The sequence below is a fragment of the Mesorhizobium sp. M0522 genome, from assembly GCF_040321085.1.
GTDB lineage: Bacteria > Pseudomonadota > Alphaproteobacteria > Rhizobiales > Rhizobiaceae > Mesorhizobium.
This window is the reverse complement of sequence record NZ_JAMYQW010000017.1, coordinates 107,669-125,486: the sequence shown is the minus strand read 5'-3', so window position 1 is coordinate 125,486 and position 17,818 is coordinate 107,669. Positions and strand designations below refer to the sequence as shown.

General features: G+C 64.8%; 5 protein-coding genes. 3 read left to right on the top strand and 2 right to left on the bottom strand.

The annotated features are described in order from the left end of the window. A partial coding sequence (pbpC, locus tag NKI58_RS19335; RefSeq protein WP_352853601.1) for a penicillin-binding protein 1C occupies positions 1-1,864 on the bottom strand: 1,864 nt, incomplete at its 3' end. A gap of 260 nt (positions 1,865-2,124) precedes the next feature. Further along, positions 2,125-7,605 carry an alpha-2-macroglobulin family protein gene (locus NKI58_RS19330; RefSeq protein ID WP_352853599.1) on the bottom strand — a complete coding sequence of 1,827 codons (5,481 nt, stop codon included), beginning with the start codon at positions 7,603-7,605 and terminating at the stop codon, positions 2,125-2,127. A 273-nt stretch (positions 7,606-7,878) separates the two neighbouring features. Between NKI58_RS19330 and NKI58_RS19325 the strand changes: the two genes are divergently transcribed. The 3 genes from NKI58_RS19325 to NKI58_RS19315 all read left to right on the top strand — a co-directional run bounded on the left by NKI58_RS19325 (position 7,879) and on the right by NKI58_RS19315 (position 17,768). After that, a complete protein-coding gene (locus NKI58_RS19325) occupies positions 7,879-9,804 on the top strand; it encodes an autotransporter assembly complex protein TamA (RefSeq protein ID WP_352786668.1) in 1,926 nt (641 codons plus the stop codon). Beyond that, positions 9,804-15,854: a translocation/assembly module TamB domain-containing protein gene (locus tag NKI58_RS19320; protein WP_352826661.1), complete on the top strand. Its 6,051-nt coding sequence runs from the start codon at positions 9,804-9,806 to the stop codon at positions 15,852-15,854. Before NKI58_RS19325 ends, NKI58_RS19320 begins: the two co-directional genes overlap by 1 nt. A gap of 261 nt (positions 15,855-16,115) precedes the next feature. Continuing rightward, positions 16,116-17,768, top strand: coding sequence for an ABC transporter substrate-binding protein (locus tag NKI58_RS19315; RefSeq protein WP_352453205.1), 1,653 nt, complete (start codon positions 16,116-16,118; stop codon positions 17,766-17,768). The last annotated feature ends 50 nt before the right edge of the window (positions 17,769-17,818 follow it).

Genomic DNA, 17,818 nt, shown 5'->3' with positions numbered 1-17,818 from the left:
CGGCGGAAAAGATCCGGCCCGGCCCTGGTTGGGCCGGCGGCCCCGCCCCCCCACCGCCGCCCCCGCCCCCTCCGCCCGCCAGCGCCCCCGCCACCCCCCCCCGCTCGGCACGCCGCACGCCGGACGGCTGGCTCGGCAGCGGTACGGCGGCTAGGCTGGAACGGACAAAACCTTCGAACAGGATGGGCGCAGCCGAGATATAGCCGGACAGGCCGGGCACCGCGCCGGCGTCGGGGCGGCCGACCCAGACGCCGAGCACGTAGCGGCCGTCGAAGCCGACCGACCAGGCGTCGCGATAGCCGTAGGAGGTGCCGGTCTTGTAGGCGATGCCGCGTTGGGCGGCACCCTGGGGAGGCTTGACGCCCGACAGGATGTCGGTGATCTGCCAGGTCGCCTGCCCGTCGAGGATGGTGGTGGTCGAGCGTTCGGCATTCGCCGGCTCGGTGCCGTCATGCAGCGTGTGTGCCTTGCCGCCATTGGCAAGGCCGGCATAGAGTTGGACCAGGTCGCGCAGGGTCACCCCGACGCCGCCGAGGCCGATCGCCAGGCCGGGCGCTTCGTTGACGGGCAGGATAGGGGTCACATCGGCCTGGCGAAAGCGTGCCATCAGCCGGGCCGGGCCGACCGCGTCGAGCACGCGGATCGCCGGCACGTTGAGCGACAATTGCAGCGCCTGCCTGATGCTGACATCGCCCTGATAGCCCATGTCGAAGTTCTTCGGCCGATACCCGGAGAAATCGGCTGGGCTGTCCTCGATCAGCATCTCCTGCGCCACCAGGCCTTGTTCGAAGGCGAGGCCATAGATGAACGGCTTCAGCGTCGAGCCAGGCGAACGAACGACTTTGGTCATGTCGATCCAGCCCGAACGGCTGGCATCGAAGAAATCGGCAGAGCCGACCTCACCAAGAATATCGCCGGTACGGGCATCGGCCAGTACCATGGCCACCGAGAGGCGAGGGCCGAGCCTGGCGGCCGCATCCTTGGCCACCTGCTCCAGCCCTTCCTGGACACTCTTGCGGATCGTCAGTTGCAGCTTCTGGCCGGGAATGGCCTTGGACAGCATCGTATAGGCCGCATGGGCAGCGAGCGCCGGCAAGGTCCGCCGGAGCCCCGACACATCGTCGAGCGCGGCACGCGCGGCCTCACGTTCGCCGAGCAGGCCCGCCGAGACCATGCGGGTCAGCACGCGGTCGCGGGCGGCATGGGCGACGTCGAGGTTGCGGTCAGGGCGCCGCTTTTCCGGCAATTGCGGCAAAGCGACGAGCAGGGCCGCCTCCGAGACCGTCAGCCGTTTCGGCTCCTTGCCGAAATAGGCAAGCGAAGCCGCGCGCACACCTTCGAGATTGCCGCCATAGGGCGCCAGCGTCAGATAGCGTTCGAGGATCTCGCGCTTGGAAAGCCGCCGTTCGATCTGGAGGGCGCGCAGCATCTGCTTGATCTTCGAGCCGAGGCTGCGGCTGTCGCGCGGTTCGATCAACCGGGCGAGTTGCATCGGCAGCGTCGAGCCACCGGACACGATATGGCCGCTGGTCGCGAACTGGCCGGCGGCACGCGCCAGTGCCAGCACGTCGACGCCTTGATGATCCCAGAAACGCTTGTCCTCATAGGTGACCAGCATGTCGACGAACTGCTTGTCGACCTGGTCCAAGCTGGTAGCGAGCCGCCAGTAGCCATCCGGCGTAGCGAAGGCGCGCAGCAGCTGGCCGTCGCGGTCCTGCACTTCGGTTGATACCGTCAGCTCCGCCGGCAGCGGCGGCGGAAAGGCGCGGTCGAGCTGCCAGAGGGTGGCAGCGGAGAGGGCGAGGAAGCCAGTGACGGAGATGCCCGTGATGGCTGAACGGCGGAGGAATTTTTTGGAGAGCACGGCGCTGCCCTTCTTCCTTCTCCCCTTGTGGGAGAAGGTGGATTGGCGCGCAGCGCCAAGACGGTTGAGGGGTGCTGGCCAGAGCGCTATTGGTGCCAAGCTGGAACACCCCTCATCCGACCTCGCTTCGCGAGGCCACCTTCTCCCACAAGGGGAGAAGGGAGAGCCGGCCGCGACCTCGGCTCCCTTTCTGCATCGCTGAAGATTGGCAAAATCCTTTGCGAAGGCGCCATCGCCATGTTCCTGTTCGCCATCTTTGCCTACGGCGCCTTGACCTCCATCATGCCGGTGGCGGTGCGGGCCGAATATTGCGGCCGGTACATGTCCTCGATCGTTGCCGCCGGGTGGGCGTAGGTGCCCGGCGTCACCGCGCGCACGACGTAGGCGAGTGTGATGTTGCGGTCGCCGTCGCCGTCGTTGGGATTGAACGCCGCGACGAAACGGTCGTCGCGGAATTCGAGATGGGCGGCATCGGTCTGCGCCAGCCAGGAGAAGTTCGTCAATTGGGCGCTGGAGACCAGGCCCGGATTGTCGATCTCGAAGCCGGCCGGCAACAGGTCGGTGATCAGCAGTCGCGAAGGCCAGGTGTTCTGCTCGTAAACCTTGAGCACGACGACATAGCGTTCGTTCTGCTTGACCTCCGTCACGTTGGCCTCTGTGCCGTCTAGCTTGTAGTAGGTACGGCTGATGGTAAAGCCGTTGCCGCCGGCCGGCAGAGGCTGGATCGGCGAAGCCACGGTGGTGACGACCGCCTGCAGCGGATTTCTGCCGGTGTTGACGATGGTCAGCGGACTGTCGGCCAGGTCGCCACCGACGATCTGGTCCGAATAGCCGCCGGCATGCGGTGCGCCGTTGACGGTCAGCGCGATCGAATCATTGCCGGCCTTCAGCGCGCGGGCCGCCAGCAGCATCCAGGACTCGTCCTGTGTGCTGGTCCACCTGGCGTCGGCGCGTTCCCTGGTCACTAGTTGGATCAGCGCCGGCACGATGGTCGGCACCGGCTTGCTTTCCGCGGCAAGCGCCAGGATCGCCGCGCCGTCGCGCAGTGGCGAGCCATAGTCGGACCGGTAATAGTCATATTCGGGCGTCGACTTGGCCAGTTGCAGCGCGGCCTGGAAGGTTGCCTCCGAGCGCTGGGTGTCACCGTAGAGCGCGAGAGACGCCGCCAATTGGGCGACGGCCATCGGGCTGGTAAAGGCTTCGAGCTGGGTGTCGGCATAATAACGCAGATCGCCGACCGAGGCCTTTTTGTTGCGGGCAAGCACATAGAGCGCATAGGCGATCTCGCTGCTGCGATCCTGGACGTCCTGATCGTAGCCGATCGCGTTCTGCAGATTGCTCAGCGCCTGGTTCATCGCCAGGGCCGGTACGTCGTACTTCTGCTCGCGCGCCCGGGTGAGGAAATCGGTGACATAGGCGTCGAGCCACAGATCGCCGGAACCCGGACCCCACAGGCCGAAGCTGCCGGCCGAGGCCTGATAGCTCAGCACCTTGTAGATAGCGTCCTGGACGCGGCCATGCAGATCGGGGTCGCTGGCCATGCCGATGCCGGAAGCCATCTCGTTGACGTAGAGAAGCGGCATGGCGCGGCTGGTGGTCTGTTCGGCGCAACCATAGGGATAGCGGTCGAGCGTCATCAGCAGCGACGGTACATCGAAGGCAGCCGCCTGCGAAACGCCGACGCTGACCGAAGCGCCATCGAGCAGGCTTGCCGCCAGCAGTTCCTTGTCGACGCGCAGCGTGCCGCCATTGCCCTTGAGGTCGACGACCATGCGGGTGGTCACCGGTAGTTGCGCCGGGCGCACCGGCACATAGAGCGTCTGCTCGACGGCGGTGCCGTCGGCATGCGCAAGCTTGATGGTGATCGAGGCATTGCCTGCGGTCTGCGCAATCAACGGCACGGTCAGCGTCTGCCGCTTGCCTTTGGCCAGCGTCAGCTTTTCAGGCAAGGCGGCACTGCGGGTAGACAGGTCGCCCGTCGTGTCGATGGTCAGCTTGTAGTCGCCAGCGGGGCCGTCGGTGTCGGCGACGTCGAGCCGCATGACGGCGGAATCGCCGGGCGCCAGGAATCGCGGCAGGCCGGCGGTGATCACCACCGGATCGCGAACGATGACGTCGGACTGGGCATGGCCGACTGCTTCCTTTGTCCAGGCGACGGCCATGACGCGCACGGTGCCGTTGAACTGCGGTATGTCGAAGTCGATCCGCGCCTTGCCGTCGGAGTCGAGCTGGACCGGGCCGGAGAAGAAGGCGACCAGCTTTTCGGTCGGCGGACTGCCTTGCGATTGCATGTTGGCGCCGTCGCCGCCGGTGCGCAGCTTACCGGTTGTGCCCAGCGAACCGTCGATCAGCCGGCCATAGATGTCGCGAACCTCGAGACCGAGCATGCGCTGGCCAAAGAACCAGTTCTCCGGATCCGGTACCTTGTAGTTGGTCAGGTTGAGGATGCCGACGTCGACGGCCGCGACCATGACATAGGCGTTGGTGCCGGGTTGCACGCCGGCTACGGCCACCGGGATCGACAGCTGCCGGCGCGGCATGGTCTTGTCCGGCGGCGCCAAGCTGACGGCAAGCTTCCGCGAGCCGGGATCGAGCTTCAGCCATTTGACGCCGATGGCGCGCGCCGGCATACGTGTCTCTCGCGCATCGCCCGGCCTGAACAGCGTTGCCGTGACGTAGGCGCCGGCACCCCAGTCGTCGCCGACCGGGATGTCGACGGTGCTGCCGCCGGCCGGCACGCTGGCGGTGACGGTCTTCAGGAGCTTGTCGGCGCCGATGGTGACGAGCAGCTCGCCGGCAAAGTGCGGCGACACTTTGAGCTTGGCCACTTCACCCGCCGCATAGGTATCCTTGTCGAGGGCGATCTCGAGGCCGTCGGGCGTTTCGGTGGTGGTGGAACTGACATACCAGCCGGCGTCGAACTCGTAGCTGGTGGCCGGGCCTTCCGGATCCGCTGTCTCGATCTCGAGCCGGTAGCGGCCCCAGTCGACCGGCAGCGACACCGTCGCCTCGCCATCGGCGCTCAGGTCGACCTGGCCGTTGGCCACCGCCTTGGTGAAGGTGACCGGCTCATAGTTCCAGGAGTTGCTCGAGCGGTACCACTGGTAGCTACGCTCGACCTTGACCAGCGACCACTGCGCGCCCATCAGCGCCTCACGCTTGCCGTCTGGGTCGACAGCGATCAGGCTGAACTTGGCCGTGCCGCCTTGCGGCACCTCGTCGTCGTCGAAATCCGGGCGGATGCCGATCATGTGGCCCTGCGGGCGGACGCCGATATTCAGCGAGCGCTCGACGGCACGGCCGCCGGTTTCACGCATCCTGACAGTGACCTTTGCATCGACCAGCTTGGTGGTGGATGGCAATTGATCGACGGAGACCGGGAAGGTCGCCTTGCCGTCCTCGCCGACCACCGGCAGGCCGGTGAAGGGCGTCACCGTCGGTTCCGCCGACTGTTCGTCGGCCAGACCGAAGGAATAGCCTTTGAAGCGGTCCCAGTCGCGGGCGGTCGACAGCGTCAATTCGCCTTCGAGCGCGAGGCCCGCGGCCGGCGCGCCGTAGAGAAAGCGGCCGTCGACGGTAATGTTGGCGGTCTCGCCCTGCGCGATCTCCTGCTTGTCGGAGGACAGGTCGAACTCGATGCGGTCCGGTACGAAGTCCTCGACCAGGAACATCTGGCTGGCGACCGCCGCCTGCTTGGGATCGGTATGGATCGCCACCGTCCAGGTGCCGCGCATGGCGTTGGGTTCCAGCGGCAGGTCGACCGCGTGACCGCCGGCCGACGCGCCGTCGCTGACGATGCGGCGGTCCTCGACGCCGTCGGGCCGCGAGAAGATGAAGGTCAGCGGCAGGTTGTCGACCGCCTTGGCGGCACTGTCGCGGGCAAGGGCCGCGACATGGACATCTTCGCCGGCGCGGTAGATGCCGCGCTCGGTCCAGGCATAGACGTCGAGCGCGCCAGGTGCCGGCCGTCCGGCGACGCCACGGTCGGACAGGTCGAAGCCGGCGCGGCCCATATCGAGGAAGACGAAATCGTCGTCGCCCTGTTTGGCCATCAGCACGGCCGGGGCCATGCCGCTGTCGCCGCGCGTCAGGCCGGGATTGAACACCGCCCGCCCTTCCGCGTCGGTGGTCGCGGTGCCGAGGATTTCATTGTTCCTGGCCAGCAGCGTCAGCTCGGCGCCGGCGATCGGCTTGGCGGTTGCAAGCGAACGGGCAAAGACGTTCAGCCCATCCTGTCCGGTATAGGTCGACAGGCCGATATCGGAGACGACGAACCATTGCGTGGCGTGCGAATCATAGTCGTCGTTGCGATCGTTGACGGCTTGTGCGGTCAGCACATAGACGCCGGGCTTGCGCTTCGGCAAAGCCTCGTCGATTGGGAAGGAGGTGGTGACTTCCTTGTTGAGGTCGTTGGCGATGTCGAGCTGGCCTTGCCAGACCGGCTCGCCCATCTGTTCGGAGATGTTCGAAATGTCGTAGCCGTCAAGCTGGCGCAGGAACTGATATCCCGACAGAAGCTGGGCCAGCGAGCGGTCGCCGATGCGGAAGAGCTTCATTTCGGCGGCATTCATATTGACGGTGACGACCGGTATGCCCCGGCGTGCGCCTGCGGGCAGGACGAAGCTGTCGCCGGTGAAGCGGGCCGAAGGCGCGCGGTCCTGCACGTAGATCGACAGAACCACCGGTGCCGCGGTGACTTCGCCAATGGCGGCCGGCAAGCCGGCGCGGAAGGTCACGTCATAATGTTGGCCGTGCTCGAGTCCTTCGACGCAGATCTGCTTGTCCTTGGCTTCGACGCCCTTGGGAGCGGCGTTGTCGACAGTAACGAACTGCGAGTAGTCGACGCCGGTCTTGACCAGTTCCTCGGAGAACTGCGCGCAGATGCGTGGCGCGCTGGTGTCGGCATCGACGGTATGATCGATGACGCGGAAGCCCTTGCGGGCCTTGAGATCCTGATAGGCGGCCCTGACTGCCGGCGAATTGACGAGAGCGAGGCTCGCCTCGTAGGCCTGCAGGGCCGGCCTGTAGAGATCGCGGCGATCAAGGCCGTCCCCGAGCAGCGCCAGCACGTCGGCGCGCGTCTTGGTGGTGCGCAGCAATTTGTAGGCGTTGAAGGCGGCGGAAGTGGCGTTCGCCGGTAGGGTCGACGGCTCCGAGCTGTTGGCGGTCGGATGGACGGCAAGCGTTTCGCGCGCCAGCTCGAGCCAGAGCTGGCCATCATCCGGCAGCACCGAAACCGCCCCTTCGTATTTGTGCATGGCCGAGCGATGGTCGCCCGTCAGCGCCGACTGTTCGGCGGCGGCCCTCAGCGCCGTCAGCCCCTCGGTCGGCTTGGTGTAGGTCGGGCCAGTGAGGTTGTTGCGGTATTGCTGGGCCTGGTCGGCCATCCAGTTGGGGAAGAAGGCGAGTTCGGGTGGCGCGCCGATGTCGGGATCGCCATCGATGTTGACGACCTTGCCGGCGACGGCGCCACCGAAGGGTTTCAACGAATTGTAATCGGATTTAAGGAAGCACCATTTGGCCTTGAGGTTGTAGGTGAAGGCGCGGCAGGCCGGGTCGCCGAGGCAGGTGGTCTTGCACTGGTCGAGGCTGACATTCTGGTCGGATCTGAGATCGAAACCGAAATAGTCGGAATTGTCCGATGTCACCACCCGCCGGGCTTCGGCCGCTTGCGCGACACCGCTCCAGGCAAAAAAGAGAAGGAAAAGAATCGATAGACCACGAGCCGCGCGCATTGCCATAAACCCCTCCAGACAAGTGCTTACGTCCAGAAATCTTCAAGCTTCAGTCGCGCTTGTCAACATCGGGACGCGGCAGGATCCGCCTGCCAACGGTTTGCTTTCCGGCCGGTGACCGGTAGTAGCTCCATAGGACAGGGGATCACGCTTTCTTGCGGCGACGCAGAAGGTGTGAGTTCCAAGCCCTGTCTATTTCAGCAATTGGATTGTGGCCCCTTTACGAGTGCTTCAGAACTTCATTCCAATTTTAGGTTTGCGAGCTAGGCTAGGAGCGTAATGCCGGCGTATGAAAGGCAGATGTCGGGAGGAACCGCGCCACGGCGCGCGCTTTCGCGCGCCCTGCTTTTCGCATTGTTGTGCTCTACGGCACTTGTTGCCGAAACCGGAAGTGCGGCAGCCTTCGAGATTTTCGGCATCAAGCTGTGGGGATCCAAAGACGAAGATGCCGATATCGTCGACCCGCTGCGCTATGCGGTGACGATCGAGGCGCCGGACGCCGACAAGGATCTCGCCGAGAAGCTCGAAAACGCCTCGGCGCTGAAGGCCGACGAGGAACACCCGGTATCCGGTTCTCTCGGCCTGCTGGCCAAGGCGCGCAGTGACCGTGAGCAACTTGTTGCCGCACTCTACACTGACGCCCGCTACGAGGGTGTCGTCACCATCACTATTCAGGGCAAGCCGCTCGACGATCTGCCGCCCGATGCCGAGTTTTCGGGTCCGCAGCCGATACCGGTGGTGATACGCATAGCAGCCGGGCCGAAATTCACGCTTGGCAACATCAGACTGGAAGGCGATGCGGCGGGGCTGGCAAGTGCCGATTTCGGCCTGATCGCCGGCGGTGACGCCAGTTCGGGCGCCGTGCTCAAGGCCGAGGCGGCGATCGTGCGGGCACTCAAGCAAGAAGGCAGGCCGCTGGCCAAGGTGACGGGCCGCGAGATCGTCGCCGAGCACGCCGGTTCGACGCTCGACGTGACGCTTGCCGTCGCGGCCGGCCCGGTCGCCGGCTATGGCGACACCACTGTCGAGGGCACCGAAAAGGTCGACCGCGACTTCACCGAATATATGACCGGCCTGAAGCGCGGCCGCCAGTATTCGCCCGATGAGATCGACGACGCGCGCGACCGGCTGCTTGGGCTCGAGGTCTTCAACAGCGTGACGGTGAAGGAAGCCGACGCGCTCGACGCCGAGGGCAACATCCCGATCGGTGTCGAGGTCAGCGAGCGCAAGCCACGCTATTTCGGCATTGGCGGCAGCTTCTCAAACACCGAGGGGCTGGGCCTCGAAGGCTATTGGGGGCACCGCAATCTGTTTGGCCGCGCCGAAAAGCTGCGCATCGACGGCAAGATCAGCGGCATCGGCAGCAACGACTTGACCCAGCTCAATTACAATGCCGGCGTCATGTTCGAAAAGCCGGGCGTGGTCGGGCCGGCGTCGAAGTTCATTGCCAGCGTCAATACCGTGCTGGAGCACCCCGACGCCTACGACCATTTCTCGGTCAAGGGCAGCACCGGCCTATCCTACGAACTCGACAAGAAGCAGACGGTTTCCGCGCAAGTCGCGCTGGATTATTCGAGGATCCACGACGCTTTCGGCAAGCACACCTATCTGATCGCCAGCATTCCACTGCAATATGTCTACGACAATCGCGACAGCAAGCTCAATCCGACCCGGGGCTTCAGGGTGCTGGCCTATGGCGAGCCGAGCTACGACATTTTGAGCGGGGCTGCGTTTGTCAAGCTGAAGGGCGAGGGGTCGGCCTACCAGTCACTCGATTCGGCCTCGAAATTCGTTTTCGCCGAACGTGTCGCCATCGGCTCTATCATCGGCGCCAGTCTTCAAGATGTTCCGGCAGATCGACGCTTCTACTCAGGCGGCGGCGGTTCGGTGCGCGGCTATGCCTATCAAGGCATCGGCCCGAAGGACAGCAATGGAGAGCCGATCGGCGGGCTTTCGTTCTTCGAGACCTCGGTCGAGATGCGCATCGCCGTCACCGACAAGATCGGCGTCGTGCCGTTCGTCGATGCCGGCACGGTGTCGACCAGGCAGGTCCCCGATTTTTCGGACATGAAGGTCGGCGCGGGTGTAGGCTTGCGCTATCTGACGGCGTTCGGGCCGCTGCGCGTCGACGCGGCGGTGCCGCTCAATCGCGGCCCCGACGATCCTCATTTCGGCATTTATGCCGGCATCGGCCAGGCATTCTGATGGCAATATTCAGGCGCATCCTCCGTATCCTTTTCTACACGCTGCTCATCGTCGTGGCAGCGGCGGTGGGGGCGCTCGTCGTGCTGACCAAAACCGAGCGCGGCCGCGAAAACCTTGCCGGCATCATCTCGACCATGGCCTCGACCGGTGATCGCAAGGTCACTGTCGTCGGCATCGACGGTATCTGGTCGGGCGCGCTGAGGGTCGATCATGTCGTTCTGGAGGATCGCGAAGGCGCCTGGATGGTGGCGCGCAACGTGGCCGTCGATTGGTCGCCGCTGGCACTCCTGTCGAAGAGCTTCAGCGCCGATCGCATTGGGGCCGAGCGTATCGAGTTGGCAAGGCTGCCGGTGGCCAATACACAGTCGAGCCAAAGCGGAGCGACGACGCTGCCGGTTTCCATCGACGTCAGGCAACTCGACCTTCCCGAAATCGCGCTCGGGCAGGCTCTGGCCGGCAGCGGTGTCGCCGAACTTGCAGCCAAGGGAGCGCTCAAGGCGGACGCCTCACCATTGGCGATCGAGACCAACCTCAACATCGTTCGCCACGACGGCAAGCAAGGCACGGTCGACGCCAAAGCCCATTTCGCGCCGGCCGACAACAAGCTCGACCTCGACCTTAAGGCATCCGAGCCGGCCGGCGGCATCATCGCCAACCTGCTCAACCTGCCGGGCGCGCCGCCGGTCAACATTGTCGTTTCCGGCACCGGACCGCTCGCCAACTGGAATGGCATCGGGACCTTCGTTGTCGACGGCCGGATCGTCACCCAGCTTACCGGTCGCCATCAGCTCACCGACAAGGGTCATTATGTCGAGGCCAACGGCGATGGCGAATTCGAGCGCTTCCTGCCCGAAACCCTGAAACCGCTGTTTGCCGGCAAGACCACCTTCGACCTCGCCGGCACGGCGACCGCGGCCGGCGGCGTCGATGTCGAGCGCGCCAATATCGACAGCGGCGCCTTGCACGCGACCGCCGCCGGCATTGTCGATCCGAACGGCGCCAGCGACCTTTCGGTGAAGCTCGCCGCAAAGGGGCCGCCGATCGTGCTCAGCCTCGGCAGCGAGGCGCAACCGATCACCGTGGCAATCAAGGATGCCACGGCCCGCGCTTTCGGCGATGGCAAGGCGCCGATGATGGATATCGGCGCGTCGCTGGTCTCGGTGGTGGCGGGCGGCACGCGGGTGGACGACCTGATCGGGCAAGTGCATTCCGATGGTTTCGACATCCAGAACCGTAGCGGGCCGGTCACCATCAAGCTGACGGCGGCCGGCCTGAACACCGACGTCGCGACTTTGGCGCCGCTGATAACGGGCAGGGTCAGCGCCGGTCTCGCCGGCTCCGTCAGCAAGGAACAGATTGTCGTCGACGAAGGCACGCTACGCAGCGACGCGCTCAATGCGTCCGTAACAGCCACAGTGGCGCTTGCCGATCTGTCGATGACGCTCAAGATGAATGCCGACGCGGCTTCGACGGCGCTGCCGCCGCAAATCAGCTCGGTTCTCGGCGAGCGCGTGCAGTTTTCCGCGACCGCGACACGCGACCCAGACGGTGCGTTCGCCGCCAACGCATTGCAACTCACCTCCGGCACGCTTAGCGCCAGCGGTACCGCCAGTGCGCAAGGCACCGATATCCGGGCCGATATCAAGGGTACGCTGGGCGACGTGTCGGTGCTGTCGCCGCTGGTCGGCGCCAAGGTCGGCGGCGCCGTCGGTTTCGGGCTTACCGCAAGCGGCGCGCGCAGCGCACCGGATTTCTCGGTTTCGGCCAACAGCGACAGCCTGACGGCGTCCGGCCATGCGGTGAAGCAGATCAAGCTGAGCGCGAGCGGCAAGGCCGATATCGCCAGTCCCGCCGCCGATGTCTCGCTGACCGGCTCGGTCGACGACCAGCCGCTCGACCTCAAGGCATCGCTGGTCACAACCGACGGCAAGCGCTCCATCAATGGACTTGCCGTCTCGTTAGCCGACAACAAGGTCTCCGGCGACCTCGGGCTCGACGACAACCTGCTGCCGCTCGGCACATTGACCCTCGATGCCGCCGATATTGCTCCGCTGGCCGCACTCGCAGGCCAGTCGGTAGCCGGCGACGTGCGCGGCACTATCCGCTTTGCGAACGACAACGGAGCGCCGACGGTCGCGATCGATGCGACGAGCGCCGTGATTTCGCGCGGCGAACTGGCGGCGAAGACAATCGCCGTCAACGCGCTGGTCGCCAATTATCTCAAAGCACCGGCAATCGCCGGCAAGATCAAGGCCGACACGATCACCTCCGGAACCACGGTGATCAGCGGCATCGATGTCGACCTGAAGCGCGATGGCGACTGGACCGGCTTTAGCGGCGGCGCCACGGTCGCCGGCATTCCGGCCAGCGCGTCCGGGCGGGTCAGGGTTGCGAACGGCACCACCAGCATCGAGCTTGCCTCGGGCGAGGCGACCATCCGCGGCATCAAGGCAGCTGTCGCGCAGCCATCAGCGCTGACAATCGCCAATGGCAGGGTGAGCATAGAGAAATTGGCGCTCGGTGTCGGCGGTGGTTCGGTTGCCGTGTCGGGTACGGCCGGCCAGACGCTTGATCTCGCTGCCACCTTGTCGGCGGTGCCGGCAGCGCTTGCCAATGATTTTTCACCGGGTCTCGATGCCGTCGGCGCGCTCAGCGGCACCGCGCAGGTCACCGGATCGTCGGCTGCCCCAGATATTCGCTTCACCGCCCGGCTCAGCGGCGCCGAAACCAGCCAGACCCGGCAGGCTGGGCTCGGGCCGCTGGATCTCGACGCGGCAGGCCGTTTCTCGTCGGCCAGCGGCCTGGCCATCGAGCAGGCGACGCTTGCCGGCGAGAAAATCTCCGGCAAGGCAGCCGGCACCATCAATCCGAACGGTGCCAGCGATTTTTCGCTCGACCTGGCCTCTACCGGTCCGAGCCTGCCGTTGTCGCTTGGCAGCAAGGAGAGCCCGATCACGCTCGAGCTACAGGCGATATCGCTAAGGGCGGCCGGGCAGGGCGCCCAGCCGAAGCTCGACATTTCCGCGACGCTGCCATCGGCCGCCACCAATCTAGCTAAGATCGAGGGCATCACGGCTGTGCTGCACTCCGATCGCTTCGACGTGAAAGCCCGGACCGGGCCGATCTCTGGCTCGGTGACCGCCGAAAAACTCGGCATCGACAATCCGACCGTCGCGCCGCTGATCGCCGGCAAGGTCACCGCCAAACTCGCCGGCAGCCTTGCCGCCGATGCCATCGTCATCGATAGCGGCACGGTGACCAGCGACGCGTTGAACAGCGGCTTCAACGGGCGGGTCTCGCTGGCCGACGGCGCCATCGACCTCAATGTCAAGGCGGACGCCGCCTCGGCGGCACTGCCGGCGGCGGTACGTGGCGTGCTGGCCGAGCGAACGCAATTCAGTGCCGCGCTGAAGCGGGACGCCAATGGCAATGTCACCGCCAATACCGTCAGGCTGTCGTCCGGTTCGCTGACGGCAGACGGCCAGGCGAGCCTTGCCGACAACAAGCTCAGCGCCGACGTCAAAGGCGCGCTAGGCGACGTCTCGCTGCTATCCAAGGACGCCAAAGGCGCCATCTCTTTCGCGCTGAATGCGCAAGGCGCCAGCACCGCGCCGGATCTGTCGCTGAGTGTCAACAGCGACAGGCTTTCGGTCGCAGCGCGCGAGATCACCGGTCTGAAGCTCACTGCCACCGGCAAGGCTGATGCCGCCAACCCGGCTGCGAATGTGCAACTCACCGGAAATGTCGGCGGCCAACCGCTGCAGGGCAGCGCCGTGCTGGCGACATCGGACGGCAAACGCGCCATCAATGGACTTTTGCTGTCGCTCGGCAAGAACCGTATCTCCGGCGACCTGGCGCTCGACGATGCCTTCCTGCCGGCCGGCACCGTGGCGCTCGACCTGCCCGATATCGGTCCGCTTGCGGCCCTGGCACTGGAAAAGGCCGATGGCGATGTGCGCGGCACGATCGCCTTCTCGAAGGCGGGCACCGTGCCGCAAGTCGCCGTCAAGGCGACGACGGCCTCGATCTCGCGCGGCGATGTCTCGGCCAAGGCCGTGAGCATCGATGCGCTGATCGCCAACTATCTGGCGGCACCGGTGATCTCGGGCAAAATCCGTGCCGACAGCGTAACTTCCGGCGGCACGGCTATTCGGGGCGTCAACGTCGATCTCAAGCGCGACGGCGAATGGACCGGCTTTTCCGGTGGCGCCACCGTCAAGGATATTCCGCTGAGGGCGGCCGGCCGGGTCAAGGCGGTCAAGGGCACGACGACGGTCGAACTTGCCTCCGGCGAGGCGACCATCCGCGGCATCAAGGCGGCCATCGCCCAGGCCTCGACCATCAACATCGCCAATGGAGTGACCAGCCTCGACAGGCTGGTGCTCAACCTCGGCGGCGGCACGGCGACGGTCACGGGCAAGGCTGGGCAGGCGTTCGACCTCAACGCGACGCTGGCCCGCGTCCCGATCTCGATAGCCAACAGTTTTTCGCCGGGCCTCGATGCCGCCGGTTCCATCTCAGGCACTGTGAAGGTGACGGGCGCGCCGGCCAATCCGGCCGTTGCCTTCAAGATCGACGCCGCAGGCGTTCAGACGTCGCAGACCCGTGGTGCAGGTTTCGGCGGCATGGGCGTTTCATCCTCAGGTACGTATTCGGGCAACAGACTGACGTTCGACGCCAACATGAGCGATGCCGCCGGCCTCGGCCTCAAGGGCGGCGGCACGATGACGACATCAGGCGCGCCCACCCTTGATCTCAACTTTTCCGGCAAGGTGCCGTTCGCCTTCCTCACCAGGACACTCGCCGCGCAAGGCCTGTCCCTGAGCGGCACGGCCGACGTCGATGTGCAGGTGCGCGGCCCGGCGACGTCGCCGGTGATCTCAGGCACGGTCCGCACGTCGGGCGCCCGTCTGGTCGATGCGCGATCGGGGCTTGCGATCAACGACATCACTGCCGATGTCGCTATCGGCAATGGCGTGGCCAGGATCAACCGCCTGACCGGCACGCTGTCGACACGCGGCAGCCTTTCGGCCAGCGGCACCGTCGGCATCGATCCGGCAAAAGGTTTTCCGGCCGATCTGTCGATCAAGCTCGTCGACGGCCGCTATACCGACGGCAAGGTGGTCACCGCCAATCTCGGCGGCGACCTGACCGTCAAGGGACCGCTCACCTCCGCGCCGGTGATTTCCGGTACCGTCAACCTGGCCAAGACCGTCATCACCGTACCCGAAAGGCTGCCCGGCTCGCTGGCCGAGCTCAACGTCAAGCACAAGAATGCGCCGGCAGCCGTGCGTGCACAGGACAAGGCGTTGCGCCCGGCCGCAGCAAGCAGCGGCGGTGGAGGCAGCGGCCTCAACCTCGACGTCACGGTCAATGCGCCGAGCCAGATCTTCATCCAGGGCAGGGGCGTCGACGCCGAGCTCGGCGGTTCGCTGCGGCTGACCGGTCCGGCATCGTCACCCCAGGCGGTCGGCACCTTCACCTTGCGGCGCGGGCGGCTGACGATCCTTGCAAAGCGGCTGACCTTCACCGAAGGCACCGTCGGCTTTTCCGGCTCTCTGGTGCCCTACCTCAATCTCACGGCGCAATCGAAGACGACTAGCGCCACCGTGACCATCGTGGTGTCGGGCGAGGCGAACAACCCGAAATTCACCTTCTCCTCGGTACCGGTGCTGCCGGAGGACGAGGTGCTGGCGCAGCTGATCTTCGGCCGTTCGATGTCGAACCTGTCGCCGCTGCAGATCGCGCAGCTTGCCGAGGCTGCCGGACAACTAGCCGGCGTCGGCGGCTCGACCTCCCTGCTGCAGAACCTGCGCAGTGCGATCGGCGTCGACGATCTCGACGTGATCACCGACGAAGAGGGCGGCACCGCCGTCTCGGCGGGCAAGTATCTCAACGACCGTACCTATGTGACGATCCAGAAGGGCGACAGGCCGGGCTCGGGCAAGGCAACCGTCGATCTCGACGTTGGACGCGGCGTCAAGCTGCGTGGCGAGGCAACCGACGCCGGCGAAGCCAAAGGCGGTGTTTTCTACGAACGGGAATATTGAAACCGGCGGTTCGCGCAGAACAGGTGGTTGCCTGAAGAACGAGCGGCGCAGCGGCGAATGTCCCAGTTTAATTGCCCGTTGAGATTTCAGACGAAATCCCTGGCGCAGTAGCAAATTTGCGCCAAGACTGTCGTTATCGCGCGAACCGCCCTGCTTTCAAAGTTGCACATTCCTTGGCATGTTCCCAATCCGTGCCGTCTTTGACATCATGGCGCGGATGCGGAATGTTAAAAGGCAGAAAGCCAACAATGGGAGTTAGTCATGACGATCTACAAGAGTAACGGCGACCGCGTTCCCGATCACATCCTGGCCATGGCCGAAGATGCCAAGGCAGGCAAGATGGATCGTCGCGAATTTCTGGCTCTCGCCAGCGTTTTCGGCGCGTCGACGGCGATGGCTTATGGCATGCTTGGCCTCGCAGACCCGACGCCGGCCAAGGCGGAAGAGGTGAAGGGCAAGAAAGGCGGCATACTGAAGGTCGCGCAATGGATCAAGGATCCGAAGGATCCGCGCAAGTCCGACTGGTCGGAAATCGCCAATGCCGAGCGCCAGGCGCTCGAGCCGCTGGTCAAATACACCACCGAATACACGTTCCGCCCCTATCTGCTGGAGAGCTGGGACGTGAATGACGACGCTACCGAATACACGCTGCATGTGCGCAAAGGCGTCACCTGGAACAACGGCGATCCGTTCACCGCAGACGACGTCATCTTCAACCTCAAGCGTTGGGCCGACAAGAAGGCCGAAGGCAATTCCATGCCGGGTCGCCTCGGTTCGCTGGTCAAGGACGACAAGCTGGATGAGAGCGCGGTGACCAAGGTCGATGACCACACGATCAAGCTGACGCTCAGCAAGCCGGATATCGCCCTCATTCCCAACGTGTGCGACTATCCCGGCCTCATCGTCCACAAGACGTTCGACGAAAAAGGCGGCGACTTCAAGTCCTGCCCGATCGGCACTGGGCCGTTCGAGCTGGTCTCCTACGATGTCGGCCAGAAAGTGGTCTACAAGCGCCGCGAAGATAACAAGTGGTGGGACGGCGAGGTCTTCCTCGACGGCATCGAGTTCATCGACTACGGCACCGATCCGGCGGCCATGGTCAGCGCCTTCGAGGCAGGCGAAGTGCACACCAACTTCGAAACCTCGGCCGACTATGTGTCCATTCTCGACGGCATGGACTTGGCGAAGTCGGAGGTCGTCACCGCGTCGACGATCGTCTGCCGCACCAACGTCACCAACAAGCCTTACGGCGACCAGAAGGTTCGCAACGCCCTGCAGCTCGCGGTCGACAACAATGTCGTCCTCCAGCTCGGCTACGGCAATGCCGGCACGGTTGCCGAAAACCACCATGTCGCCCCGATCCATCCGGAATACTATGAATTGCCGAAGATTGCTCGCGACCCGGCCAAGGCAAAGGCGCTGATGGCCGAAGCCGGCCAGGCCGATTTCGAGCACGAACTGATCACGGTCGACGAAGACTGGCACAAGAACACAGGCGATGCGATCGCCGCGCAGATGCGCGACGCCGGCATCAAGGTCAAGCGTACGGTGCTGCCGGGTTCGACCTTCTGGAACGACTGGACGAAGTATCCGCTGTCGATGACCAACTGGAACATGCGGCCGCTCGGCGTCCAGGTTCTGGCGATCGGCTATCGCACAGGTGAGGCCTGGAACGAGACGGCCTGGTCGAATCCGGAGTGGGATGCCAAGCTCAACGCTGCGCTGGCAGTTGCCGACGCCGCCAAGCGCAAGGAAATGATGAAGGATATCGAGCAGATCCTGCAGGATTCCGGCATTATCATCCAGCCTTATTGGCGCAAGCTCTACAGCCATTCGGTCAAGGCGGTGCAGAACTACAAGATGCACCCGACCTTCGAGCGCGACTACGGCAAGGTCTGGCTCGACCAGGCCTGACCGGACGATCCGGAAAGGGGCGTCTCGCCCCTTTCCCTCGCTCTTTGCAT

Excerpts from the sequence above, each read along its gene's own strand:
- NKI58_RS19330 (WP_352853599.1), bottom strand. The coding sequence starts at position 7,605 with ATGGCAATGCGCGCGGCTCGTGGTCTATCGATTCTTTTCCTTCTCTTT.
- NKI58_RS19325 (WP_352786668.1), top strand. The coding sequence starts at position 7,879 with ATGCCGGCGTATGAAAGGCAGATGTCGGGAGGAACCGCGCCACGGCGC.
- NKI58_RS19320 (WP_352826661.1), top strand. The coding sequence starts at position 9,804 with ATGGCAATATTCAGGCGCATCCTCCGTATCCTTTTCTACACGCTGCTC.
- NKI58_RS19315 (WP_352453205.1), top strand. The coding sequence starts at position 16,116 with ATGACGATCTACAAGAGTAACGGCGACCGCGTTCCCGATCACATCCTG.